Raw genomic sequence first — 23,218 nt, forward strand, 5'->3', positions numbered from 1 at the left:
TGATGCTCACCGACAACCCCCCCGATGATCAGTCGGGGATCTTCCCCGCCTGAGCGGGGAAGGTCAAGACATAAGGGCCGGGGTGAGGGCATCAGGCCGCACCGCGCAGAATATTAATGCAGGATTTTGGCGAGGAAATCTTTTGCACGATCGGATTTCGGGTTGGCAAAGAACTCTTCTTTCGCTGAGTCTTCGACGATTTTACCTTCATCCATAAAGATAACCCGGTGCGCCACTTTACGGGCGAAGCCCATTTCGTGAGTTACGACCATCATGGTCATCCCTTCGTTAGCAAGCTCGACCATTACGTCCAGCACCTCGTTGATCATTTCTGGATCCAGCGCGGAAGTCGGTTCATCAAACAGCATGGCGACAGGATCCATACACAACGCGCGGGCGATAGCCACACGCTGCTGCTGACCACCGGAAAGCTGGGCCGGGAACTTGTTGGCATGGGCGGATAATCCGACGCGATCCAGCAGCTTAAGCCCTTTCTCCCGGGCTGCCGCTTTTTCACGCTTCAGAACTTTGACCTGCGCCAGCGTCAGGTTTTCAATGATCGACAGGTGTGGGAAGAGTTCGAAATGCTGGAACACCATCCCGACCTGAGAACGCAGGGCTGCCAGATTGGTTTTCTTGTCGTTAACCGGGGTGCCGTTAACCACGATTTCGCCTTTCTGTACCGGCTCCAGCCCATTAACTGTCTTAATCAGGGTGGATTTTCCTGAACCAGACGGCCCACAGACTACCACCACTTCGCCTTTTTTCACTTCGGTGGAGCAGTCGGTCAGCACCTGAAAGTGACCATACCATTTAGAAACATTTTTCAGGGTAATCATTAAACTGTCCTTTTCTTCAAATAGCTGACCAACAACGAGGCACTCAGGCTGATAGCAAAATACACGGCACCGGCAAAGAGGATCATTTCGACCTGGGTTCCATCTCGCTCACCAATGGTTGATGCGGTACGGAAGAAGTCCGCAAGGCTTAACACATACACCAGCGAGGTATCCTGGAACAATACGATCCCCTGGGTGAGCAGGAGCGGGACCATGGCGCGAAACGCCTGCGGCAGAATAATCAGTTTCATGGATTGCCAGTGGGTCATCCCCAGCGCCAGCGCAGCGCTGGACTGCCCGCGCGAGATGCTCTGGATCCCGGCACGAATGATTTCGGAGTAGTACGCCGCCTCGAACATTGAGAAGGCGACCATAGCGGAAATCAAACGGATATCCGATTTGGGCGACAGGCCAAGCACGTTTTGTAAAAGCCCGGGCACAATCAAATAAAACCACAGCAGCACCATCACCAGCGGGATGGAGCGGAAAACGTTCACGTAGGCTTTCGCAAACCAGGCGATGGGGGCAAAGCTGGACAGTCGCATTACCGCCAGTAAGGTTCCCCAGACGATCCCCACAATAATGGCTATCACCGTAATTTTCAGTGTGATAACCAGGCCCGCCATCAGGTAAGGCAGGGAGGGCACTATTGAACTCCAGTCAAACTCGTACATCATTTGCCTCCCATATTGCCTGGCAGGCGAATTTTACGTTCAACCAGGTTCATCACCAGCATGATGAAGGCGTTAATCAACACATAAGCAACGGTAATTGCGGTAAAGGATTCCCAGGCATGTGCGGAATAGTCCAGCAGCTTGTTAGCCTGAGCGGCCATATCCACCAGACCAATGGTCGAGGCGATGGCTGAGTTTTTTACCAGGTTCATCATCTCCGAGGTCATCGGCGGCACAATCACGCGATAAGCATTCGGCAGCAGAACATAACGGTAAGTTTGCGGCAGCGTCAGCCCCATCGCCAGACCTGCATTCTTTTGCCCACGGGGCAGAGACTGAATGGCGGCACGAACCTGCTCACTCACACGTGCTGCGGTGAACAAACCGAGGCAGACCATGGAGGAGACGAAGAATTGAATATTGGGATCCAGCTCGGCTTTAAACCACATGCCGATATCTTCCGGCAGCAGCTCAGGCACCACCAGATACCAGGTGAAGAACTGGACGATTAACGGGACGTTACGGAACAGCTCCACGTAGCATGTACCGATGCCGGACAAAATACGATTGGGAACAGTGCGCAGGATACCAAACAGAGAACCAACCAAAAAAGCGATGATCCAGGCGGTGATCGACAGGGCGATCGTGACCTGAAAACCGCTCCATAGCCAGCCAAGATAGGTGGTGTTGCCGAACGGGGCTTGTTGCAGGAAAATTCCCCAGTTCCAGTCTATGGACATAAATCTACTCCGGAAAAAAAAGGGTAGCAGCGCTACCCTCGAAGATTGTATGAAGAGCCTGTATTCGCGCTGAATGGGGAACGACCATTCAACGTATAGTCTGTCCGTGCTGCTTCGACAATCGAGAGGGCAGGTAGACCTGCCCCATTGTTTTAATTAGTTAAGAGCTTTGTCATTCGGTTCTTTGAACAGCGCTTTCATGTCATCAGAGAGATCAAAGTTGATGTTCATGTTTTTCGGTGGAATTGGGTTTTTGAACCACTTATCAAACCATTTTGCTGCTTCACCAGATGTCTGAGCCTGCGCGATGGTGTCATCCATCAGCTTTTTGAACTCTGGATCATCTTTACGCAGCATGCAGCCGTACGCTTCATGAGACTGCGGTTTACCCACGATGTCCCAGTTATCCGGTTTCTTCGCTTTGGCACGTTCGCCAGCCAGCAGGGCGTCATCCATCATAAAGGCCACTGCACGACCGCTTTCCAGGGTACGGAAAGAGTCGCCATGGTCTTTGGCGCTGATGATGCGCATATCCATTTTCTGCTCGTCGTTCAGTTTATGCAGCAGGATCTCAGAGGTGGTGCCGGAGGTGACGACAACCGCTTTGCCTTTCAGATCCGGGAAATCTTTAACGTCGCCGCCTTTTTTAGCCAGCAGACGCGTACCAACCACAAAAATGGTGTCAGAGAACGCGGCTTGTTTTTGACGTTCCAGGTTGTTGGTGGTGGAACCACACTCGAAGTCAAAGGTGCCGTTTTGCAGCAACGGAATACGGTTCTGCGAGGTGATTGGAATCAGTTTTACTTCCAGATCGGGTTTGTTGAGCTTTTTCTTGATTGCATCAACGATGGCATTGGAATAGTCCTGAGAGTAACCCACGACTTTCTGCTCATTGTCGTAATAGGAGAACGGTACTGAGGACTCGCGGTGACCGACCACGATCACGCCGTTTTTGGCAATTTTTTCCAGCGTTGGCTGTTGCGTTGTTGCTTCATCAGCAGCATGTGCCAGGCCGACGGACATTCCCATCACCAGCATTGCAGCGGCCAGTTTACGTAATTGCATATCCAACTCCTTTATCGTCGCGCCAGAGACGCATTGATACCCATTGTGAGTGTTGTGTTTCTTATATCCTGCTGTAAATGCGTGCAGTGTTGTGTGCTTTTGTTAGCATTTAGTTTGGCTTAATGTAAAGATTTTGCTGCGATATTGTTTGTTTTTGCGAAGCGCGCCGCACCGTTTAAAGGCAAAAATCTTTCATTGCACCGTTATGGTGCTGCATGCGTTCCGTTATGGTGCGTCTGATTGCGCATCCGTAAAAAACCGCAGCGATATGATTTTATTAAGCAATTGATGTGCCAAAAATGGCTTTATGGAGAATTTCTTGTGTGGCTGGCCCCTTCCGGGCAGAAGGGGCCGGGGACAGGATTACCTGCGACGCTGTCTCAGACTGAAGATCAGTGCGCCAAAGCCCAGCAGTCCGGTTAAGGCCCAGAGCGGCCAGTTGCCCATCCGGGCATAGGGCGTCAGACCGGCGGTTGGTGTCACTTTACTGGTCAGCACCTCACGCGTGAATTGCGGGAGCATCGCCTGAATTTCACCTTCCGGGCCAATCACTGCCGTAATGCCGTTATTGGTACTGCGCAGCAGTGGACGCGCCAGCTCCAGCGCGCGCATTCGGGCCATCTGAAAGTGCTGCCAGGGGCCGATCGATTTACCAAACCAGGCATCATTTGAGATGGTCAGCAGGAAGTCGGTATCCGGGCGGAAGTTATCCCGAACCTGTTCACCGAGGATAATCTCGTAGCAAATCGCCGGGGTCAGCTTAAAACCATGGGCAGTTAACTGCGGCTGAACGTAGGGGCCGCGGCTAAATGACGACATGGGCAGATCGAAGAACGGCGCCAGTGGACGCAGGATGCTCTCCAGCGGGACAAACTCGCCAAAGGGCACCAGATGGTTTTTATTGTAGCGATCGCCGGAGTTGTAGCTGTATGGGTTATCTTTGCCCAGCGTAATGATGGTGTTGTAGGTATCGTAGCGGTTCTGCTGGTTCAGACGAGCATCCACGATGCCGGTCACCAGTGCGCTGCCATTTTTCTGCATTAACGCATCGACCGCGTTGAGCCAGGGCTGTTGGTTAATTTCCAGATCAGAGATAGCTGACTCCGGCCAGATAATCAGCTGCGATTTACCCATCACTGATTCGCTGGCGTTGAGATAAATTTTCAGCGTTTCAAGCAACTGACCTTCATTCCACTTAAGCGACTGCGGAATATCGCCCTGTACCAGCGATACCTGGGTCGTTCTTTCCGGCAACAGCTGATACCACTGGATGTAACGCAGCGGGAAGGGCAACGCAAAGAGCACCGCTGAGACAATCAACGGACGCCATGAGCGCGTGACCGCCGCCAGTACCAGTAAGCCGCTCACGGCCATCAGCAGGAAGGTGATGGCATCGACGCCCAGGACGGGCGCCAGCCCTTTTAGCGGGCCATCAATCTGGCTGTAACCAAACTGGAGCCACGGAAATCCTGTCAGCACCCAGCCGCGCAAAAATTCGCTAAGTTGCCAGACCACCGGGGCCGCCACCGCCATGCGCAGCCAGCTGGTTTTCGGCCATAAGCGGGTCAGCACGCCGGCAAACAAACCGGTATATAGCGACAGATACGCCGCCAGCAGCAGCACCAGGAAGACGTTGACCGGGCCTGGCATACCGCCAAATTGCGCAATGCTGACATACACCCAATGCACGCCGGATCCAAACAGACCCAGTCCCCAGAAATAGCCGATTGAGGCTGCCTGAAGAGGACGACGATTAAGAGTGAGCGCCTGCAAACCCATCAGGGAGATGAGTGCGGCGGGCCAGATATCATAAGGCGAAAAAGCCAGCGTTCCGCTGGCTCCGAATAGCAGCGCCAGCAGCAGTCTTACGCGCTGGCGTTCAAACAAAGGGGCAAATGCCATTTAAGTTATTCATCCAGTTTCGGTTCGGGGGAATCGTCCGGTATTTTGACATGAACCTGAATGATACGTCGACTGTCTGCCATTGCGACTTTAAATTGGTAACCATCGATATCAACGGATTCGCCGCGCGCAGGTAAATGCCCAAAGGCCTGCATCACCAGTCCGCCGATAGTGTCGACTTCGTCATCGCTGAAGTGGGTGCCGAAGGTTTCGTTGAAATCTTCAATCGGCGCCAGTGCGCGCACTGTCCAGGTATGACGGCTAAGTTGACGGAACTCGATATCCTCTTCTTCGTCATATTCGTCTTCGATTTCGCCGACGATAAGCTCAAGAATATCTTCAATAGTAACCAGCCCCGAGACGCCGCCAAATTCATCTATCACAATGGCCATGTGATAGCGCTGGGAGCGGAACTCTTTCAGCATCCGGTCAACGCGTTTACTTTCCGGAACGACGACCGCCTGACGTAACACTTTTTCCATGCTGAATGCTTCAGCATCGCTGCGCATAAAGGGCAGCAAGTCCTTTGCCATCAGGATCCCTTCAATGTGATCCTTATCTTCGCTGATGACCGGAAAACGCGAGTGCGCGGATTCAATGATGACATCCAGACATTCATCAAGGCTCTGGTTACGTTTCAGGGTGATCATCTGTGAACGTGGGATCATGATGTCGCGGACGCGCTGGTCTGCAATATCCATCACCCCTTCGAGCATTTCGCGGGTGTCCTGATCAATCAGCTCGTTCTGGCCGGAATCACGGATCAATGCCAGTAAATCATCACGGTTTTTAGGTTCACCGTGGAAGAGCTGGCTCAGTAAAAGGGAGAAGAATCCCTTTTTGCTGGTAAGGGTGTCACTACTGTGTGAGTTGTCGTCGCTCATGGCGTCGTATGGGTTCTCTTGTGAGTTAAAATATCGCCGTCAGGCGAAAATTCAGCATCTGACGGCATAATGCTCCAGTGCGCCAGCTAACCGGCGCAGGGGCTATTCCTTTTCGGCAATGTACGGATCCTCATAGCCCAGAGCAAGCATTATCTCTGTTTCGAGGCTTTCCATCTCTTCCGCTTCGTCATCTTCAATATGGTCATATCCCAGCAGATGTAAGCTGCCATGGATAACCATATGCGCCCAGTGCGCATCCAGCGGCTTGCCCTGTTCTTTGGCTTCCAGTTCAACGACCTGGCGGCAGATAATCAAATCACCCAGCAGCGGCAGCTCAATGCCGGGAGGTGCTTCAAACGGGAAAGAGAGCACGTTGGTGGACTTGTCTTTCCCACGATAAGTCAGATTGAGTTCATGGCTTTCAGCCTCATCCACCAGACGGATGGTGACTTCTGCTTCTTCCTGAAACTGCGGAATAACCGCGTCCAGCCAGGCCTGAAATTGCGCCTCTTCCGGCAGGCCGTTGTTATCTTCACACGCCAGTTGTAAATCGAGGATCACCTGACTCATTTTTGCTCATGCTCCTGGGCTTCGCGTTTACGCTCGGCGGCTTGTTCCGCGCGGCGTTTTTGATCGGCTTCTTCCCACGCTTCGTAAGCATTCACTATGCGTGCGACAACAGGATGACGGACGACGTCTTCACTGTGGAAAAAGTTAAAACTGATTTCGTCGACGTTGGCCAGCACTTCAATGGCATGGCGCAGGCCGGATTTCATATTGCGTGGCAGGTCAATCTGCGTGATGTCGCCGGTGATAACCGCTTTCGAGTTGAAACCGATACGGGTCAGGAACATCTTCATCTGTTCGATGGTGGTGTTCTGGCTCTCATCCAGGATGATAAACGCGTCATTCAGCGTTCGACCGCGCATATAAGCCAGAGGGGCAACTTCAATCACGTTGCGCTCAATCAGCTTCTCAACTTTTTCAAAGCCTAGCATCTCAAACAGGGCGTCATACAGCGGGCGCAGGTAAGGATCCACTTTCTGGCTCAGGTCACCGGGTAAGAAGCCCAGTTTTTCACCGGCTTCCACCGCCGGGCGGGTCAGCAGGATACGGCGAATATCCTGGCGCTCCAGCGCATCGACCGCTGCCGCCACCGCCAGATAGGTCTTCCCGGTACCGGCAGGGCCAACGCCGAAGGTGATGTCATGGTCAAGAATGTTGGCAATATACTGCGCCTGATTCGGCGTGCGTGGTTTGATGACGCCGCGTTTGGTTTTGATATTGATAGCTTTTCCGTACTCAGGCACGCTCTCGGCGCTTTGCTCAAGCACCCGGGCTTCTTTGATTGCCAGATGAATTTTCTCTGGTTCAATGTCCTGAGTTTTTCCGCGCATGGGCGCGGTATCGACATAAAGACTCAGCAGAATATCGGCAGCGGCGCTCACGCAAATAGGGCGGCCGGTAAGTTTGAAATGGTTATCGCGACGGTTGATTTCGATGCCCAGTCGCCGCTCCAGTTGTTTGATGTTGTCATCAAAGGGGCCACACAGGCTCAGCAGGCGAGCGTTGTCCGCTGGCTCAAGGGTGATTTCACGCGTATCTGTATTCAAACTGTTCCTCTTATCTTTGGCATGCCTGACAGGGCTTTGCTTATCAGCCTCACGGGGGATAAGCCTTTCAGAGAATTATTCACGCCACGGAATAAAGGCGCAAGCATTGCGATGGATATGGGGGCGGAATGAGGTATTACAAGGCCTGCCGGAAAGGCAGGCCTGAGGGTGTTATGGCTGATAGAACCCTACGCCAGTCTCGTTTTCTTTACGGGTGCGGGCAATCACGGATGCAGGCGATTCTGCCACGCGCAGCCCCATTTCGGCTTCGGTGCGCACCACTTTTCCGCGCAGGGAGTTAGTATAGACATCGACGATTTCCACATCGACGAATTTACCCACCATATCCGGCGTGCCTTCAAAATTGACCACCCGGTTATTCTGCGTACGTCCCGTCAGCTCCATCAGACTCTTACGGGATGTGCCTTCCACCAGGATACGCTGTTCCGTACCGAGCATCCGTCGGCTCCAGGCCATCGCCTGCTGGGTGATGCGCTCCTGCAAAATGTAGAGACGCTGTTTTTTATCTTCGTCTGGCACATCGTCCACCATATCCGCGGCTGGCGTGCCAGGGCGAGCGGAGAAGATAAAGCTGTAGCTCATATCAAAGTTGATGTCGGCAATCAGCTTCATGGTCTGCTCAAAGTCCTGAAGCGTCTCACCGGGGAAGCCGACGATAAAGTCCGAGCTGATTTGAATCTCCGGGCTGGCTGCGCGTAATTTGCGGATAATGGATTTGTACTCCAGCGCAGTGTGCGTGCGACCCATCAGATTCAGTACCCGATCCGAGCCGCTTTGCACCGGCAGATGCAGGAAGTTCACCAGTTCCGGCGTATCGCGGTATACCTCGATAATATCGTCGGTAAATTCGATCGGGTGGCTGGTGGTAAAGCGAATGCGGTCAATACCGTCGATCGCCGCGACCAGACGCAATAAGTCGGCAAATGAGCCGATGCTGCCGTCGTAATTCTCTCCGCGCCAGGCGTTCACATTCTGCCCCAGCAGATTGACTTCACGCACGCCCTGGGCGGCCAGTTGCGCGATTTCAAACAGAATGTCATCGCTGGGGCGACTGACCTCTTCACCACGGGTGTAGGGCACTACGCAATAGGTGCAGTACTTATTACAGCCCTCCATAATGGAGACAAAGGCGGTTGGACCTTCCGCGCGCGGCTCCGGCAGACGGTCGAATTTCTCAATCTCCGGGAAGCTGACATCGACTACCGGGCTACGCGTACCGCGCACTGAATTGATCATTTCCGGCAGACGGTGCAGCGTTTGTGGGCCAAAAATGATGTCAACGTAGTGGGCGCGCTGGCGAATATGGTGACCTTCCTGCGAGGCCACGCACCCGCCGACCCCAATGATCAGGTCTGGGTTTTTCTCTTTGAGTAATTTCCAGCGCCCCAACTGATGGAATACCTTTTCCTGCGCTTTTTCACGAATTGAACAGGTATTAAGCAGCAGCACATCGGCTTCTTCTGCCACGTCGGTGAGTTGATACCCGTGAGTGGCATCAAGCAGATCGGCCATCTTTGATGAATCGTACTCGTTCATCTGACAGCCCCAGGTTTTAATATGGAGTTTTTTTGTCATCGACTTGCTCATGCTTAAAGTTTGTATACCCGGATTGTTTTATTTTGCAGCCAAACGCACCTTTGATGCGAAATGCGACGGGTATAACGCCAGAATTGCAGGGGGATTAGTGTAATGCTTTGGTTGCGTGCTGACCAGTATGACGCTTGTCAGCCTCAAGTGGCAAAAAATCCGGTAAACTTGAGGGATTCTCGTTAAAGGACAATGAGCCATGAATAATCAATCCACTGAAGTCGCGGTTGTCGGCGGCGGAATGGTCGGCGGGGCGCTGGCGCTGGGGTTAGCGCAGCACGGTTTTGCCGTCACGGTTATTGAGCAGCATGCCCCGCCGATGTTTCAGGCGCAGTCGCAGCCCGATGTACGTATCTCGGCCATTAGCGCCTCTTCAGTTGCCCTGCTCAGGGGGCTTGGAGTCTGGGAGCGTATTCAGGCTATGCGCTGCCACCCTTACCGACGTCTGGAAACCTGGGAGTGGGAAAATGCCCATGTGGTCTTTGACGCAAGGGAGCTGAAGCTCCCGCTGCTTGGCTATATGGTTGAGAACAATGTGCTGCAACGGGCTCTGTGGGAGGCGCTTGATGCCCATCCCGAGGTCGTTCTCCGCACACCCTCAACACTGAGTTCACTTGATTTGCAGCACGATAATCATCAACTGACTTTTGCGAATGGCGACACCCTGTCGGCAAAACTGGTGATTGGCGCCGATGGGGCGAATTCGCAGGTACGGCTGTGGGCGGGAATCGGGATCCATGCCTGGCAGTACCAGCAATCCTGCATGCTGATAACCGTTGCATGCGAGCAGGATCCGGGCGACAGCACCTGGCAGCACTTTACGCCGAATGGCCCCCATGCTTTTTTGCCTCTGTTTGATAAGTGGGCCTCACTGGTGTGGTATGACACGCCAGCGCGGATCCGCCAGCTACAGTCCCTGGATATGGCACAACTGCAAAAAGAGATTGCGCTTCATTTCCCGCAGCGTTGCGGCCAGGTTACACCGGTTGCGGCGGGGGCGTTTCCGCTGACCCGCCGCCATGCCTTGCAGTACGTTCGCCCCGGTCTTGCGCTGGTGGGGGATGCGGCGCATACCATCCATCCTCTGGCCGGGCAGGGGGTTAATCTTGGGTACCGGGATGTTGATTGCCTGCTGGATGTGCTGACGCGCGCGCGCAGCCAGGGCGAAGCCTGGAGTAGCCATCCGGTACTGAAGCGTTATCAGATGCGGCGCATGGCTGACAACTTTGTTATGCAAAGCGGAATGGATGTGTTCTATGCCGGGTTCAGCAACGACCTGGGGCCAGTGCGTATTTTGCGTAATCTCGGTTTGATGGCGGCTGAACGTGCGGGTGTCTTAAAACGCCAGGCGCTGAAGTACGCGCTCGGGCTGTAAGGCTTTTCCCCTCTTGCGTTGAGAGGGGAAGTTAGCCTGATGCAGAAGCAGAAAAGCAAAAAGCCCGCCGAAGCGAGCTTTTTACTTTTTAAGTGGCTGGGGTACAAGGATTCGAACCTCGGATGGCGGAATCAGAATCCGCTGCCTTACCGCTTGGCGATACCCCAATAGCGTGAAATTTTACGCATTTATCATAAAACTTCAACTACTGTGCGCTTACCCGAAAGCAAACGACTTTTTAAATTGGCTGGGGTACAAGGATTCGAACCTCGGATGGCGGAATCAGAATCCGCTGCCTTACCGCTTGGCGATACCCCAATTTGTTTCTTTAAATACCACCTGACTGCGGCGATACCTTTTAATATGGTGGCTACGACGGGATTCGAACCTGTGACCCCATCATTATGAGTGATGTGCTCTAACCAACTGAGCTACGTAGCCATACTACATTCTTCGATGGCTGGGGTACCTGGATTCGAACCAGGGAATGCCGGTATCAAAAACCGGTGCCTTACCGCTTGGCGATACCCCAATAACAGCGGAGAACCGCTTACCCGAAGAAAAAATGGCTGGGGTACCTGGATTCGAACCAGGGAATGCCGGTATCAAAAACCGGTGCCTTACCGCTTGGCGATACCCCATCCGTGCAACACCTGTTGGTGAATGGTGCGGGAGGCGAGACTTGAACTCGCACACCTTGCGGCGCCAGAACCTAAATCTGGTGCGTCTACCAATTTCGCCACTCCCGCAAAAAAAGATGGTGGCTACGACGGGATTCGAACCTGTGACCCCATCATTATGAGTGATGTGCTCTAACCAACTGAGCTACGTAGCCATCTTTTTTTCGCGTTACCTTCTCGGCGTTGCGGGGCGCATTATGCGTATTGGGCCTTACAGCGTCAATACCTTTTTCATCGAAAATTGCCGTAATGTGACTGTTTGGTTAGGTTGCGAACAGCATGACGCATAATTCGGCAATTATTGGTTATTTCTCGCTTTTGTGCCCGAAATCGTGGCTGTAAACGAAAACAGGCCCCGAAGGGCCTGTAATGATAACAATCGCTTATTTGTAGGCAGACTGGTGGACGCCCACCGCACGACCTGATGGATCGTTCATTGCTTTGAATGATTCATCCCATTCGATGGCTTTCGCTGAAGAACATGCCACCGACGGGCCGCCAGGGACACATTCTGCTGCGCTTGGCAGCGGGAACAGTTCTTCAAAAATTTCACGGTACAGATACGCTTCTTTAGATGATGGCGTGTTGTACGGGAAACGGTAGCTGGCGGTGGCCAGTTGTTGATCGCTAACCTGTTGAGCTGCAACCTCTTTGAGCGTGTCAATCCAGCTGTAGCCTACGCCGTCAGAGAACTGCTCTTTCTGACGCCATGCAACGCTTGCCGGCAGGTAAGACTCGAAACACTCACGCAGGACGTGTTTTTCCATTTTGCCGTTGCCGCACATTTTATCCTGCGGGTTGATACGCATCGCCACATCAAGGAATTTCTTATCCAGGAACGGCACGCGGGCTTCCACACCCCAGGCTGACATAGCTTTGTTAGCACGGGCGCAGTCAAACATGTGCAACGCTTGCAGTTTACGCACAGTCTCTTCGTGCAGCTCTTTAGCATCTGGCGCTTTATGGAAGTACAGATAGCCGCCAAAGACTTCATCGGAACCTTCACCGGACAGCACCATCTTGATGCCCATTGCTTTGATCTTACGGGACATCAGATACATCGGCGTCGAAGCGCGAATGGTGGTCACATCATAGGTTTCGATGTGATAAATCACGTCGCGGATCGCGTCCAGGCCTTCCTGCACGGTAAAATGAATTTCGTGGTGCACGGTGCCCAGATGGTTGGCGACTTCCTGGGCGGCTTTCAGATCCGGCGCGCCTTTCAGGCCGACGGCAAAGGAGTGCAACTGCGGCCACCAGGCTTCAGAACGCTCTTCATCTTCAACGCGACGCGCGGCAAATTTCTTGGTGATAGCGGAGATGACGGAGGAGTCCAGACCACCGGAGAGCAACACGCCGTAAGGCACGTCAGACATCAGATGGCTTTTAACGGAATCTTCCAGCGCCTGACGCAGTTCATTTTTGTCAGTCACGTTGTCTTTGACCGCATCATAGCTGAACCAGTCGCGCTGATAGTAAGAGCGGATTTCACCGTCTTTGCTCCACAGGTAGCTGCCCGCCGGGAACTCTTTAATGGTGCGGCAAACCGGCACTAACGCTTTCATCTCAGAGGCGACATACATGTTGCCGTGTTCGTCATAACCCATATACAGCGGAATAATACCGATATGGTCACGGCCAATCAGGTAGGCATCTTTCTCTGAGTCATACAGTGCGAAGGCAAACATACCTTGCAGATCATCAAGGAAGTCCGGGCCTTTTTCCTGGTACAGCGCGAGGATAACTTCGCAGTCGGAACCGGTCTGGAAAGCATAGCGATCGCCATATTCCGCGCGCAGCGCCTGGTGGTTGTAGATTTCACCGTTAACGGCCAGAGCATGTGTTTTTTGCTGGTTGTAGAGCGGCTGGGCGCCGGCATTAACGTCGACAATTGACAGACGTTCGTGCGCAAGGATGGCTTTATCGCTTGCATATACGCCAGACCAGTCCGGGCCGCGGTGACGCATCAGGCGGGACAATTCCAGCGCCTTTTTACGCAATTCAACCGGGTCGGTTTTAATATCCAGTACGCCAAAAATAGAACACATAGACTTCTCCGTTACTCTCAGGCATTGCAGTGTTGTTGTGGGTTGCAGACGTCCGCATCATCGCGTTGTCTTATTGCTTGTTAAAGAAAATGCCGTAAAGGCGGCAGGTGCGCAAGCCTTTTACCGCCATAAAAATAAAAAGTGCAATTGTGATTATTGAATGCTGAAAAAAGAACATGAAATGAGCGGCGTTATTGATGAATCATCAAATTTTTGCGCTTTTTATTGAATTGACTTTGTTCTGATGGCGCTAAAAATGAAAAACCACGTCCTGGGACGTGGTCAACATTAAATAACATCGATTTCCGCCACCGACGGGTAAATCCACGAGGGGCGGAACGGCATGCTGTCGATATCATCAAGCGTCGAGACCCCGGAAAGCACCAGGATGGTCTCCAGACCGGCCTGAAATCCGGCCAGAATATCGGTACGCAGATTATCGCCAACGATAACCGTTTGCTCTGAATGCGCCTGCATTTTGTTCAGTGCGGCGCGAATGATCCATGGGCTGGGTTTGCCGACATAAAACGGCTCGCGGCCGGAAATCTTTTCAATGCCTGCGCATAATGCCCCGCAGCCGGGATAGTAACCGCGGCCGTGAGTGTCCGGGTTAGTGGCGATAAAGCGCGCGCCGTTGGCGACAAAGAAGGCCGCTTTATGCATCATTTCCCAGTTATAAGAGCGTGTTTCACCCACAATCACGAAGTCAGGATTGATATCGGTGATCGTGAAACCCGCTTTATACAATTCGTGGATTAACGCCCCTTCACCCACGACATAGGCTTTTTTCCCTTCCTGACGCTTAAGAAAATCGGCTGTCGCCATGGCGGAGGTGTAAAACACACTGGAGGGGACATCGATGCCTGCTGAGGCAAAACGGTTGGCGAGATCCTGCCCCGTCTGAGAAGGGTAGTTGGTCAGGACGACCAGCGGCATGCCCTTTTCCAGAAGGCGAGTAAGAAATTCAGCGGCGCCAGGTACAGCGACGTTATCGTGCATCAGCACGCCGTCAATATCACAGATTACGTTCTGAATGGTCATGGACTATCCGGTTCAACAAAACAATCAGTAACTATAAACCCAGTCAGCCTTCCAGCAAACGTTGCAGCAGCAAACCGTTTAACATGGCGCGTTTGACCAGGGCGAATGCGCCAATGGCGGAGCGATGGTCCAGCGTTGAACGCACCACCGGCAGATTTTTGCGAAAGGCCTTGAGGGACTGAGTATTGATGCAACCTTCAATGGCGGGTAACAACACCTTTTCCGCTTCAACAATTTCCCCGGCAATCACCACTTTCTGGGGATTGAAGAGATTAATGGCGATGGCGATGGTTTTACCCAGATGGCGGCCAACATGTTCAATCACCTCACAGGCCAGCACATCCCCTTTGTTTGCGGCTTTGCAGATAGTTTTGATCGAGCAGTCATCCAGCGTCAGGCGGCTTTGATGGCCCTGCTGCAACAGGTGACGAACTCTCTGCTCAATGGCGGCGTTGGCGGCGATGGTTTCCAGGCAGCCAAAGTTTCCGCAGTGGCAACGTTCACCTAAAGGCTCCACCTGAATATGGCCAATCTCACCCACGTTGCCGTTGCGACCAATAAAAATACGCCCGTTTGAGATGATACCGGCGCCGGTGCCCCGGTGCACCCGCACCAGAATGGAGTCTTCGCAGTCCTGACTTGCCCCAAAGTAGTGCTCAGCGAGGGCCAGGCTACGGATATCGTGGCCCACAAAACAGGTTAATTTAAAGCGTTTTTCCAGGGCGCCAACCAGCCCCCAGTTCTCAACCTGGATGTGGGGCATATAGCGGATCACTCCGCTCTCTGGATCCACCAGACCCGGTAGAATCACTGAGATGGCGATCAGTTCGCGAATTTTACGCTGGCAGGATTCAATAAAGGCGCTGATGGTGTTCAGGAGTGCGTGTTCCAGCGTTTCCTGAGTGCGCTCCGGCAACGGGTAATGCTCTTCTGCAAGTACCTTGCTGCTCAGATCGTAAAGGGTGAGGGTGGTATCGGTACGGCCAAGGCGTACGCCAATCGCCTGAAAATTTCGCGTCTCCGTGATGATAGAGATGGCGCGGCGTCCACCGGTGGACGCCTGCTGATCGACTTCTTTGATCAGCCCACGCTCAATAAGCTGGCGCGTAATTTTGGTTACGCTTGCTGGCGCAAGCTGGCTCTGTTCGGCAATTTGAATGCGCGAAATCGGGCCAAGCTGGTCAATCAGGCGGTAAACTGCCGCGCTGTTAAGTTGTTTAACGAGGTCAACATTACCAATTTGAGCTTGTCCGCCTGATGTCATACCGTTACTTACTCAGTGACGACCTCGTTACCATTAACGATGGTCTTGATGATTTTATAATCGCGTGTGAACGCTGTCAGGTTTGCCACCTTACCGGGGGCAATGCTGCCAAGACTGTCCGCAAATCCCATAGCACGAGCCGGATAGAGCGTCGCCATCCGCAGCGCTTCATCGAGCGCAATGCCGACGTGCTCAACCAGATTGCGCACCCCTTCAATCATTGTCAGGGCAGAGCCGCTCAGTGTGCCATTTTCATCCACGCATAACCCATTGCGGTAGTATATTGTTTTACCAGCAAAAATGAACTGGTCAATATCAGCACCTGCGGGGGCTGTTGCATCTGTTACCAGGCACAGCTTGTTGCCTTTCAGGCGGCTGGCGGTACGCACATTAACGTAATCGACATGCAGACCGTCTGCAATGATACCGCAGTAAACATCAGCGTCGTCGAAGATAGCGCCGGTCAGGCCAGGTTCACGCCCGGTAATGTATGGCATGGCGTTGAACAAATGGGTCGCAAAGGTGATACCGGCGCGGAAACCGACTTTCGCTTCCTTTAAGGTGGCGTTGGAATGACCTGCGGATACCACGATCCCGGCCGCAGCCAGCTTACTGATTACCTCTGTTCCCGCCACTTCCGGCGCGAGGGTGACTTTGGTTATCACATCGGCATTTGCACACAGCAATTCAACCAGCGCGGCATCAGGTTTGCGCACGAATGCCGGATTGTGGGTCCCTTTTTTAACGATATTTAACCAGGGACCTTCAAGGTGCAGACCCAGCGCCTGGTTCGGGTGTTTTGCCAGGTATTCACGCATCACCGCAATGCCCTGTTTCATCAGTGCATCGCTACTGGTGATAAGGGTTGGCAGATAGCTGGTGCAGCCGGATTTTTCGTTGGCCCGCTGCATGATTTCCAGCGTCTCTACGCTGACCGCTTCCGCGGTATCGTTAAACTGTACTCCGCCGCAGCCATTGAGCTGGACATCAATAAAACCGGGGGCAAGTATTGCGCCATTGAGGGTGCGCTGAGCAATACCCGTTGGCAGTTCAGCCAGTGGACAGAGACGTTCAATCAGGCCATTTGCGACAACAAGCGCATGGTCATCCAGAATTTCATGGCCGGTGAAAATACGGCACTGGGTTAAAGCATACATAACGACCCCCGGTTAACAAATGAGTGCCGTTCCGTCGACTGATTCTGACGAAACGGAATCACAATTACAGACCTTTAATATTCTCTGCTTCTAATTCATTGAAGTATTTCAATGTCTTAACTTTCAGTTCCATGGTTGATGGTTCATCGCAAACCATCACCGCTTTCGGGTGCAGTTGCAGGCAGCTGATCGTCCACATATGGTTAACGTTGCCTTCCACCGCGGCCTGAAGGGCCAGCGCTTTCTGGTTACCCAGTACCAGAATCATCACTTCTTCTGCATCCAGCAGCGTACCCACACCCACGGTCAGTGCATATTTCGGCACCAGGCTGACATCGCCATCAAAGAAGCGTGAGTTTGCCACGCGGGTGTCATGGGTCAGGGTTTTAATACGGGTACGAGAAGCCAGCGAGGACGCGGGTTCGTTGAAAGCGATATGACCATCGTTGCCAACGCCGCCCATAAACAGATGAATTTTGCCATAGGAACGGATTTTTTCTTCGTATTGACGGCATTCTGCGTCAATATCGGGCGCATTGCCATCCAGCAGGTTAATATTTTCTGCCGGAATATCAACATGATCGAAGAAATTACGGTGCATGAAACTATGGTAGCTTTCCGGATGCTCTTTCGGCAGTCCGACGTATTCGTCCATATTGAAGGTGACAACATGCTGGAAGCTAACCTGGCCCGCTTTGTGCATTTCAACTAATGCTTTGTAGGCGGTCAGTGGTGTGCCGCCGGTTGGCAGACCAAGAACAAACGGACGATCCGCTGTCGGTTTGAAAGCGTTGATGCGGTTGACGATATGGCGTGCGGCCCATTTACCGACTTGTTCAGCTGTTGCCAGAGGAATCAGTCTCATTATTCACCTCTACATTGATTTAACGTTCGTGGATTGCAGGCCAGTACCTGATTAAGCGTAACGTAGTTTGGCTCCCTATGGGGGCAATCCGTGTTGATTTTTTTAATCATAAAATAAGTTTCACTTGTAAGCCAGAAAAGAGGAGTGTCAATAACAATATTTGGTGACTAAAATCACAAAAAGTGCGCTTTTAATTTGCGAGGCGAATTAAATTTTTACACACTGATACCGTTGTGAAAAAGTCGTACTTTCAGGTTCAGCGAGACAATAAAAAAATACTATGTCTATGCGCCCGTGTGGCGGCAGAGGGGGATAAGATGAATATTTTAGGTTTCTTCCAGCGACTGGGGCGGGCATTACAGCTCCCCATCGCAGTACTACCGGTCGCCGCGCTGTTGCTGCGATTCGGGCAACCGGATTTACTGAACGTTGCCTTTATTGCGCAAGCGGGCGGGGCGATTTTCGATAACCTGGCGCTCATTTTCGCTATCGGTGTTGCCTCCAGCTGGTCGAAAGACAGCGCGGGAGCTGCTGCTCTTGCGGGGGCAGTCGGTTATTTTATTATGACCAAAGCAATGGTCACCATTAACCCTGAAATCAATATGGGTGTGCTGGCGGGTATCATTACCGGTCTGGTGGGTGGCGCGACTTATAACCGCTGGGCGGGAATTAAACTGCCTGAATTCCTGAGCTTCTTTGGCGGTAAACGTTTTGTGCCGATCGCGACAGGCTTCTTCTGCCTGGTGCTGGCGGCAATTTTTGGCTACGTCTGGCCTCCTGTCCAGCATGCTATTCATGCGGGTGGGGAGTGGATCGTTTCGGTAGGCGCAATAGGGTCCGGTATTTTTGGGTTCATTAACCGTCTGCTGATCCCAACGGGTTTGCACCAGGTACTGAACACCATCGCCTGGTTCCAGATTGGTGACTTCACCAACGCGGCTGGCGTCGTGTTCCACGGTGATATCAACCGCTTCTACGCGGGTGATGGCACTGCGGGGATGTTCATGTCCGGCTTCTTCCCTATCATGATGTTTGGTCTGCCAGGGGCCGCGCTGGCGATGTATCTGGCTGCGCCAAAAGAGCGCCGTCCGATGGTCGGGGGGATGTTGTTATCGGTTGCCATTACCGCATTCCTGACCGGTGTGACTGAACCGCTCGAATTCCTGTTCATGTTCCTCGCGCCGTTGCTGTACCTCCTGCACGCGGTATTAACCGGCATCAGCCTGTTTGTTGCAACGCTGCTGGGCATTCACGCGGGATTCTCTTTCTCTGCGGGTGCAATAGACTATGTGCTGATGTACAACCTGCCGGCGGCAAGCCAGAACGTCTGGTTGCTGTTGGTGATGGGACTGGTCTTCTTTGTTATCTACTTCCTGCTGTTCAGCGCGGTTATTCGTATGTTTAACCTGAAGACGCCAGGCCGTGAAGATAAAGACGAAGAAACCGTCACTGAGGAAGCAAACAGCAACACCGAAGAAGGCCTAAACCAGCTGGCAACCAACTACATTGCAGCGGTGGGCGGTACCGATAATCTCAAGGCGATTGATGCCTGTATTACGCGTCTACGCCTTACGGTAGCTGACTCCGCTCATGTCAGTGATGCGATGTGTAAACGTCTTGGCGCATCTGGCGTTGTGAAACTGAATAAACAGACCATTCAGGTCATCGTGGGTGCCAAAGCCGAATCTATCGGCGATGAAATGAAGAAAATCGTGATGCGCGGTCCGGTTGCTGCAGCGTCCACAGCAAGCGTCGCACCCGTCGCTACGGCGGTTAAACCGCAGGCCGTACCTAATGCTGCGCTGATTGCCGGGCTGGTCTCTCCGATTACCGGTGAGGTGGTTTCTCTGGATGAAGTACCGGATGAAGCCTTTGCCAGTAAAGCCGTTGGCGATGGTGTGGCCATTAAACCGACCGATAAAACAGTGGTCTCTCCGGCTGCGGGTACTATTGTCAAAATCTTCAACACCAACCATGCATTCTGTCTCGAAACAGAAAAAGGGGCGGAGATCGTTGTTCATATGGGCATCGATACCGTGACGCTGGGCGGCCAGGGCTTCTCTCGTCTGGTCGACGAGGGGGCGCAGGTGACAGCAGGTCAGCCAGTCCTGGAAATGGATCTGGATTATCTGAATGCCACGGCGCGTTCGATGATCAGTCCGGTGGTTTGCAGCAATATCGACGATTTCTCTGGTCTGGTGATTAAAGCTCAGGGGAGCGTCGTTGCAGGGCAAACGCCGCTGTATGACATCAAAAGCTAATCTCTTCCCGCGTTAGACATGCCAGAAGCGGCAGGGGAATTTCCTCTGCCGCTTTTTTTTGCAGCGCTTAACGGGATTATTCATTGCGCAGGTGTAATTTCCGTAACTAAGGGTTGTCTCAAAGAGCCGCTTATAAGATCATGTGCCGTTATACGTTGTTTACGCCTTGAGGAACCTAAGATGAGTGAGGCTGAAGCCCGCCCGACTAACTTTATTCGTCAGATTATTGACGAAGATCTTGCTACTGGTAAGCACAACTCTGTTTGCACCCGTTTCCCGCCAGAACCGAATGGCTATCTGCATATCGGCCACGCGAAGTCCATCTGCCTGAACTTTGGCATCGCACAGGATTACAACGGGCAATGCAACCTGCGTTTCGACGATACAAACCCGGTAAAAGAAGATATCGAGTATGTTGACTCCATTAAAAACGACGTAGAGTGGTTAGGCTTCCACTGGTCTGGCGATGTACGCTACTCCTCTGACTACTTCGATCAACTGCATCAGTATGCGGTTGAATTGATCAACAAGGGTCTGGCCTTCGTTGACGAGCTTTCTGCGGAAGAGATCCGTGAATATCGCGGTTCGCTCACCGCCCCTGGCAAACACAGCCCGTTCCGCGACCGCAGTGTGGAAGAGAACCTCGCGCTGTTTGAAAAAATGCGTACTGGCGGTTTTGCAGAAGGTAAAGCCTGCCTGCGTGCCAAAATTGACATGGCCTCACCCTTTATCGTGATGCGCGATCCGGTGCTGTACCGTATTAAATTTGCCGATCACCATCAGACAGGCAGCAAGTGGTGCATTTACCCGATGTACGACTTCACCCACTGCATCAGCGATGCGCTGGAAGGCATCACCCATTCGCTATGTACGCTTGAATTCCAGGACAACCGTCGTCTGTACGACTGGGTGCTGGATAACATCTCCATTCCTGTTCATCCGCGCCAGTACGAATTCTCGCGCCTGAACCTGGAATACACCGTGATGTCCAAGCGTAAGCTGAATCAGCTGGTCACTGACAAGCACGTTGAAGGCTGGGACGATCCGCGTATGCCAACCATCTCCGGTTTGCGTCGCCGCGGTTATACCGCCGAATCGATCCGTGAATTCTGCAAACGCATTGGCGTCACCAAGCAGGACAACACCATTGAGATGGCTTCACTGGAATCCTGCATTCGTGAAGATCTTAATGAGAACGCCCCGCGTGCGATGGCGGTTATCGATCCGGTAAAACTGGTTATCGAAAACTATCCGCAGGGCGAAAGCGAAATCGTGACCATGCCTAATCATCCGAATAAACCGGAGATGGGCAGCCGCGACGTGCCGTTCAGCGCCGAGATTTGGATCGATCGTGCTGACTTCCGTGAAGAAGCGAACAAGCAGTACAAGCGTCTGGTGATGGGTAAAGAAGTGCGTCTTCGCAATGCCTATGTGGTCAAAGCTGAACGCGTGGAGAAAGATGCAGAAGGCAATATTACGACCATCTTCTGTAGCTACGATGCCGATACTCTGAGCAAAGATCCGGCGGATGGTCGCAAGGTAAAAGGTGTTATTCACTGGGTCAGCGCGGCGCACGCCCTGCCGGTGGAAATTCGCCTCTACGATCGTCTGTTCAGCGTAGCAAACCCGGGCGCCGCAGAAGACTTCCTGTCGGTGATGAATCCGGAATCGCTGGTGATCAAGCAGGGCTATGCAGAGCCTTCATTGCAGGCTGCGACGACCGGCAAAGCGTTCCAGTTTGAGCGTGAGGGTTATTTCTGCCTCGACAGCCGTTATGCCACGGCTGATAAGCTGGTCTTTAACCGTACCGTGGGCCTGCGTGACACCTGGGCGAAAGCGGGCGAGTAATTACCGCACTGAGCATCCTGAGCGCCGCCTTGTGCGGCGCTTTTTTTGTCTGCAGAAAACCTGCGGCCAGGGGAGACTTTATTTACTCATCATCAGGTTGCACGATACTGAGTCGGGTTAAGAAACCCCGAATTCCCTCTCTGGCCAGTAATACATCAAGGGCGTCCTGCTCACTGGGCGTTAAGTTTTGCAACACATTACTGATGCGTCCCAGGGCTGGCGTCAGTTTTTCAGAGCGGTACTGCGCAGCAGGCTCAGCTAATGCCCGGGGTGATAAGCGGTGGCGCATCGAGGGCGTTTTCATAATGAAAGCGCGCACTTCTTTATTCAGATGAATGAGCCTTGCTCGCCCACCTTTGATACCCGGCAGGCCTTCGGTTGGCCAGTTTTGTTCGCGTATCCAGCGATTCACCGTCTGCTTTGCTACACCGAGAAAGTCCGCTAACTCTTCGGTGGTCATTTTTTCAGGTAGTTTCATAGTCTTTCTGTTCGCGGATCCCTAATCGAGCCAGTAATCCCGTGATCCCTTCACGGAGTAATAATGAAGACAACCGCTTTTGTTCGGAGGAGGTCATCTCTTGTGCCAGCGTCAGCAGCAGTGTTTCCAGCGCGGTGTCGGGTGGCAGAATTGCAGGGCTGGAGATGTCCTGAACGGAGCGTTGCGCATTGCGAATAAACTCCCGGACCTGGTCATTAACATGCACCAGCCGAGCTTTTCCACCTTGTACGCCTGGTTTAGGGGAGGTGACCCAGCCTTCTTTTCGCACCCATTTATTGATGGTCTGGCGGCTGTAACCGGTGAGCTGCGCTAGCTCTTCCGGCGTCATTCGTTCCTTGAGCATGTCATTTCCAGAGTCGTTGTGTGGGTAATTACTCGTTGATGTTATAGCATCATTTTATGTGAAAATGTGACAGGTTTAACTACTGGCTGCGAGTATGCTCGCAATGTACTTCATTTGCTTGCTTTTTCAGCGGTTGATTGCGGCCTGATGATTTTGGCGTTGACACCCGACGAGGGAATTCATATTATGCCGCCCGTCAACACGACACGCTTTACGCGATGGGGCTATAGCTCAGCTGGGAGAGCGCTTGCATGGCATGCAAGAGGTCAGCGGTTCGATCCCGCTTAGCTCCACCAAATCATCATCCCAGGTGATTTTGGCGCGTAAACAATATTGTGGGGCTATAGCTCAGCTGGGAGAGCGCTTGCATGGCATGCAAGAGGTCAGCGGTTCGATCCCGCTTAGCTCCACCAAAATTCAAACCCTCGCGTTTACGCGTAATGCCGATCAGTTAAGGATCGGTTGACCGATCCTTAATCTGCGGCACTATAACGGCTTCCACAACAGGGAGC

At 52.8% G+C, this 23,218-nt stretch carries 19 protein-coding genes and 9 tRNA genes; 5 read left to right on the top strand and 23 right to left on the bottom strand.

Annotation, left to right across the window (positions count from 1 at the left end):
* Positions 1-113: 113 nt before the first annotated feature.
* The 9 genes from ACSZO4_RS16820 to miaB all read right to left on the bottom strand — a co-directional run bounded on the left by ACSZO4_RS16820 (position 114) and on the right by miaB (position 9,313).
* Complete coding sequence (locus ACSZO4_RS16820) at positions 114-839, bottom strand: amino acid ABC transporter ATP-binding protein (protein WP_437890170.1); 726 nt, start codon at positions 837-839, stop codon at positions 114-116.
* Positions 839-1,513 carry a glutamate/aspartate ABC transporter permease GltK gene (gene gltK / locus ACSZO4_RS16825; RefSeq protein ID WP_437890188.1) on the bottom strand — a complete coding sequence of 225 codons (675 nt, stop codon included), beginning with the start codon at positions 1,511-1,513 and terminating at the stop codon, positions 839-841. The genes ACSZO4_RS16820 and gltK overlap by 1 nt, the downstream gene beginning before the upstream one ends.
* Positions 1,513-2,253: an amino acid ABC transporter permease gene (locus ACSZO4_RS16830; RefSeq protein WP_437890171.1), complete on the bottom strand. Its 741-nt coding sequence runs from the start codon at positions 2,251-2,253 to the stop codon at positions 1,513-1,515. Before ACSZO4_RS16830 ends, gltK begins: the two co-directional genes overlap by 1 nt.
* A 156-nt stretch (positions 2,254-2,409) precedes the next feature.
* Complete coding sequence (locus ACSZO4_RS16835) at positions 2,410-3,318, bottom strand: amino acid ABC transporter substrate-binding protein (RefSeq protein WP_437890172.1); 909 nt, start codon at positions 3,316-3,318, stop codon at positions 2,410-2,412.
* A gap of 363 nt (positions 3,319-3,681) precedes the next feature.
* Positions 3,682-5,220 carry an apolipoprotein N-acyltransferase gene (gene lnt, locus ACSZO4_RS16840; protein ID WP_437890173.1) on the bottom strand — a complete coding sequence of 513 codons (1,539 nt, stop codon included), beginning with the start codon at positions 5,218-5,220 and terminating at the stop codon, positions 3,682-3,684.
* A gap of 5 nt (positions 5,221-5,225) precedes the next feature.
* A complete protein-coding gene (gene corC / locus ACSZO4_RS16845) occupies positions 5,226-6,104 on the bottom strand; it encodes a CNNM family magnesium/cobalt transport protein CorC (protein WP_437890174.1) in 879 nt (292 codons plus the stop codon).
* A gap of 102 nt (positions 6,105-6,206) precedes the next feature.
* Positions 6,207-6,674 carry an rRNA maturation RNase YbeY gene (ybeY, locus tag ACSZO4_RS16850; protein WP_437890175.1) on the bottom strand — a complete coding sequence of 156 codons (468 nt, stop codon included), beginning with the start codon at positions 6,672-6,674 and terminating at the stop codon, positions 6,207-6,209.
* Positions 6,671-7,717: a PhoH family protein gene (locus ACSZO4_RS16855; RefSeq protein WP_437890176.1), complete on the bottom strand. Its 1,047-nt coding sequence runs from the start codon at positions 7,715-7,717 to the stop codon at positions 6,671-6,673. Before ACSZO4_RS16855 ends, ybeY begins: the two co-directional genes overlap by 4 nt.
* 171 nt (positions 7,718-7,888) lie before the next feature.
* On the bottom strand, positions 7,889-9,313 hold the full coding sequence (miaB, locus tag ACSZO4_RS16860) for a tRNA (N6-isopentenyl adenosine(37)-C2)-methylthiotransferase MiaB (protein WP_437890177.1): 1,425 nt from the start codon (positions 9,311-9,313) through the stop codon (positions 7,889-7,891).
* Positions 9,314-9,524: 211 nt separating this feature from the next.
* Between miaB and ubiF the strand changes: the two genes are divergently transcribed.
* The gene (ubiF, locus tag ACSZO4_RS16865) at positions 9,525-10,700 is read left to right on the top strand and encodes a 3-demethoxyubiquinol 3-hydroxylase (RefSeq protein ID WP_437890178.1); all 1,176 of its coding nucleotides are present in this window, start codon (positions 9,525-9,527) and stop codon (positions 10,698-10,700) included.
* A gap of 93 nt (positions 10,701-10,793) precedes the next feature.
* Here ubiF and ACSZO4_RS16870 read toward each other — a convergent pair.
* From ACSZO4_RS16870 to nagB, 12 genes are all read right to left on the bottom strand, one after another.
* Positions 10,794-10,867, bottom strand: a tRNA-Gln gene (locus ACSZO4_RS16870).
* A 77-nt stretch (positions 10,868-10,944) separates the two neighbouring features.
* Positions 10,945-11,018, bottom strand: a tRNA-Gln gene (locus ACSZO4_RS16875).
* 46 nt (positions 11,019-11,064) lie between these two features.
* A tRNA-Met gene (locus tag ACSZO4_RS16880) sits at positions 11,065-11,141 on the bottom strand.
* Between the two features lie 16 nt (positions 11,142-11,157).
* Positions 11,158-11,232: transfer RNA gene (locus ACSZO4_RS16885), tRNA-Gln, on the bottom strand.
* Positions 11,233-11,266: 34 nt separating this feature from the next.
* A tRNA-Gln gene (locus ACSZO4_RS16890) sits at positions 11,267-11,341 on the bottom strand.
* A gap of 23 nt (positions 11,342-11,364) precedes the next feature.
* Positions 11,365-11,449: transfer RNA gene (locus tag ACSZO4_RS16895), tRNA-Leu, on the bottom strand.
* 9 nt (positions 11,450-11,458) lie between these two features.
* Positions 11,459-11,535, bottom strand: a tRNA-Met gene (locus ACSZO4_RS16900).
* A gap of 228 nt (positions 11,536-11,763) precedes the next feature.
* On the bottom strand, positions 11,764-13,428 hold the full coding sequence (asnB, locus tag ACSZO4_RS16905; protein WP_437890179.1) for an asparagine synthase B: 1,665 nt from the start codon (positions 13,426-13,428) through the stop codon (positions 11,764-11,766).
* Between the two features lie 288 nt (positions 13,429-13,716).
* A complete protein-coding gene (locus ACSZO4_RS16910; RefSeq protein WP_437890180.1) occupies positions 13,717-14,469 on the bottom strand; it encodes an HAD-IIA family hydrolase in 753 nt (250 codons plus the stop codon).
* A 43-nt stretch (positions 14,470-14,512) separates the two neighbouring features.
* Positions 14,513-15,733, bottom strand: coding sequence for a DNA-binding transcriptional regulator NagC (gene nagC, locus ACSZO4_RS16915; RefSeq protein WP_437890181.1), 1,221 nt, complete (start codon positions 15,731-15,733; stop codon positions 14,513-14,515).
* 8 nt (positions 15,734-15,741) lie between these two features.
* Entirely contained in the window at positions 15,742-16,890 is a 1,149-nt protein-coding gene (gene nagA / locus ACSZO4_RS16920) for an N-acetylglucosamine-6-phosphate deacetylase (RefSeq protein WP_437890182.1), read from the bottom strand.
* A gap of 64 nt (positions 16,891-16,954) precedes the next feature.
* The gene (gene nagB, locus ACSZO4_RS16925) at positions 16,955-17,755 is read right to left on the bottom strand and encodes a glucosamine-6-phosphate deaminase (protein WP_437890183.1); all 801 of its coding nucleotides are present in this window, start codon (positions 17,753-17,755) and stop codon (positions 16,955-16,957) included.
* Positions 17,756-18,072: 317 nt separating this feature from the next.
* Here nagB and nagE point away from each other — a divergent pair, with 317 nt between their 5' ends.
* Positions 18,073-20,016, top strand: a complete 1,944-nt coding sequence (gene nagE, locus ACSZO4_RS16930; protein ID WP_437890184.1) for a PTS N-acetyl glucosamine transporter subunit IIABC — start codon at positions 18,073-18,075, stop codon at positions 20,014-20,016.
* A gap of 180 nt (positions 20,017-20,196) precedes the next feature.
* On the top strand, positions 20,197-21,864 hold the full coding sequence (gene glnS, locus ACSZO4_RS16935) for a glutamine--tRNA ligase (RefSeq protein WP_437890185.1): 1,668 nt from the start codon (positions 20,197-20,199) through the stop codon (positions 21,862-21,864).
* An 82-nt stretch (positions 21,865-21,946) separates the two neighbouring features.
* Here the strand turns inward: glnS and ACSZO4_RS16940 are convergent, their stop codons facing one another.
* Both ACSZO4_RS16940 and ACSZO4_RS16945 read right to left on the bottom strand, forming a co-directional pair.
* Positions 21,947-22,342, bottom strand: a complete 396-nt coding sequence (locus ACSZO4_RS16940) for a YfeC-like transcriptional regulator (RefSeq protein WP_437890186.1) — start codon at positions 22,340-22,342, stop codon at positions 21,947-21,949.
* Positions 22,329-22,706 (bottom strand): YfeC-like transcriptional regulator, encoded by a 378-nt coding sequence (locus tag ACSZO4_RS16945; RefSeq protein WP_437890187.1) that lies wholly within the window; start codon positions 22,704-22,706, stop codon positions 22,329-22,331. The genes ACSZO4_RS16940 and ACSZO4_RS16945 overlap by 14 nt, the downstream gene beginning before the upstream one ends.
* 220 nt (positions 22,707-22,926) lie before the next feature.
* Between ACSZO4_RS16945 and ACSZO4_RS16950 the strand changes: the two genes are divergently transcribed.
* A tRNA-Ala gene (locus ACSZO4_RS16950) sits at positions 22,927-23,002 on the top strand.
* 41 nt (positions 23,003-23,043) lie between these two features.
* Positions 23,044-23,119: transfer RNA gene (locus ACSZO4_RS16955), tRNA-Ala, on the top strand.
* Positions 23,120-23,218: the final 99 nt, after the last annotated feature.

Source organism: Phytobacter sp. V91 (assembly GCF_965644225.1).
Classification (GTDB): Bacteria; Pseudomonadota; Gammaproteobacteria; order Enterobacterales; family Enterobacteriaceae; genus CBFFRJ01.

What these genes read in the sequence shown, in the direction of transcription:
- asnB (WP_437890179.1), bottom strand. Translation starts at nt 13,428, where the DNA reads ATGTGTTCTATTTTTGGCGTACTGGATATTAAAACCGACCCGGTTGAA.
- gltK (WP_437890188.1), bottom strand. Translation starts at nt 1,513, where the DNA reads ATGTACGAGTTTGACTGGAGTTCAATAGTGCCCTCCCTGCCTTACCTG.
- nagC (WP_437890181.1), bottom strand. Translation starts at nt 15,733, where the DNA reads ATGACATCAGGCGGACAAGCTCAAATTGGTAATGTTGACCTCGTTAAA.
- ACSZO4_RS16910 (WP_437890180.1), bottom strand. Translation starts at nt 14,469, where the DNA reads ATGACCATTCAGAACGTAATCTGTGATATTGACGGCGTGCTGATGCAC.
- ACSZO4_RS16820 (WP_437890170.1), bottom strand. Translation starts at nt 839, where the DNA reads ATGATTACCCTGAAAAATGTTTCTAAATGGTATGGTCACTTTCAGGTG.
- ACSZO4_RS16835 (WP_437890172.1), bottom strand. Translation starts at nt 3,318, where the DNA reads ATGCAATTACGTAAACTGGCCGCTGCAATGCTGGTGATGGGAATGTCC.
- lnt (WP_437890173.1), bottom strand. Translation starts at nt 5,220, where the DNA reads ATGGCATTTGCCCCTTTGTTTGAACGCCAGCGCGTAAGACTGCTGCTG.
- ACSZO4_RS16830 (WP_437890171.1), bottom strand. Translation starts at nt 2,253, where the DNA reads ATGTCCATAGACTGGAACTGGGGAATTTTCCTGCAACAAGCCCCGTTC.
- nagA (WP_437890182.1), bottom strand. Translation starts at nt 16,890, where the DNA reads ATGTATGCTTTAACCCAGTGCCGTATTTTCACCGGCCATGAAATTCTG.
- ybeY (WP_437890175.1), bottom strand. Translation starts at nt 6,674, where the DNA reads ATGAGTCAGGTGATCCTCGATTTACAACTGGCGTGTGAAGATAACAAC.
- nagB (WP_437890183.1), bottom strand. Translation starts at nt 17,755, where the DNA reads ATGAGACTGATTCCTCTGGCAACAGCTGAACAAGTCGGTAAATGGGCC.
- glnS (WP_437890185.1), top strand. Translation starts at nt 20,197, where the DNA reads ATGAGTGAGGCTGAAGCCCGCCCGACTAACTTTATTCGTCAGATTATT.
- ACSZO4_RS16940 (WP_437890186.1), bottom strand. Translation starts at nt 22,342, where the DNA reads ATGAAACTACCTGAAAAAATGACCACCGAAGAGTTAGCGGACTTTCTC.
- miaB (WP_437890177.1), bottom strand. Translation starts at nt 9,313, where the DNA reads ATGACAAAAAAACTCCATATTAAAACCTGGGGCTGTCAGATGAACGAG.
- nagE (WP_437890184.1), top strand. Translation starts at nt 18,073, where the DNA reads ATGAATATTTTAGGTTTCTTCCAGCGACTGGGGCGGGCATTACAGCTC.
- ubiF (WP_437890178.1), top strand. Translation starts at nt 9,525, where the DNA reads ATGAATAATCAATCCACTGAAGTCGCGGTTGTCGGCGGCGGAATGGTC.
- corC (WP_437890174.1), bottom strand. Translation starts at nt 6,104, where the DNA reads ATGAGCGACGACAACTCACACAGTAGTGACACCCTTACCAGCAAAAAG.
- ACSZO4_RS16945 (WP_437890187.1), bottom strand. Translation starts at nt 22,706, where the DNA reads ATGCTCAAGGAACGAATGACGCCGGAAGAGCTAGCGCAGCTCACCGGT.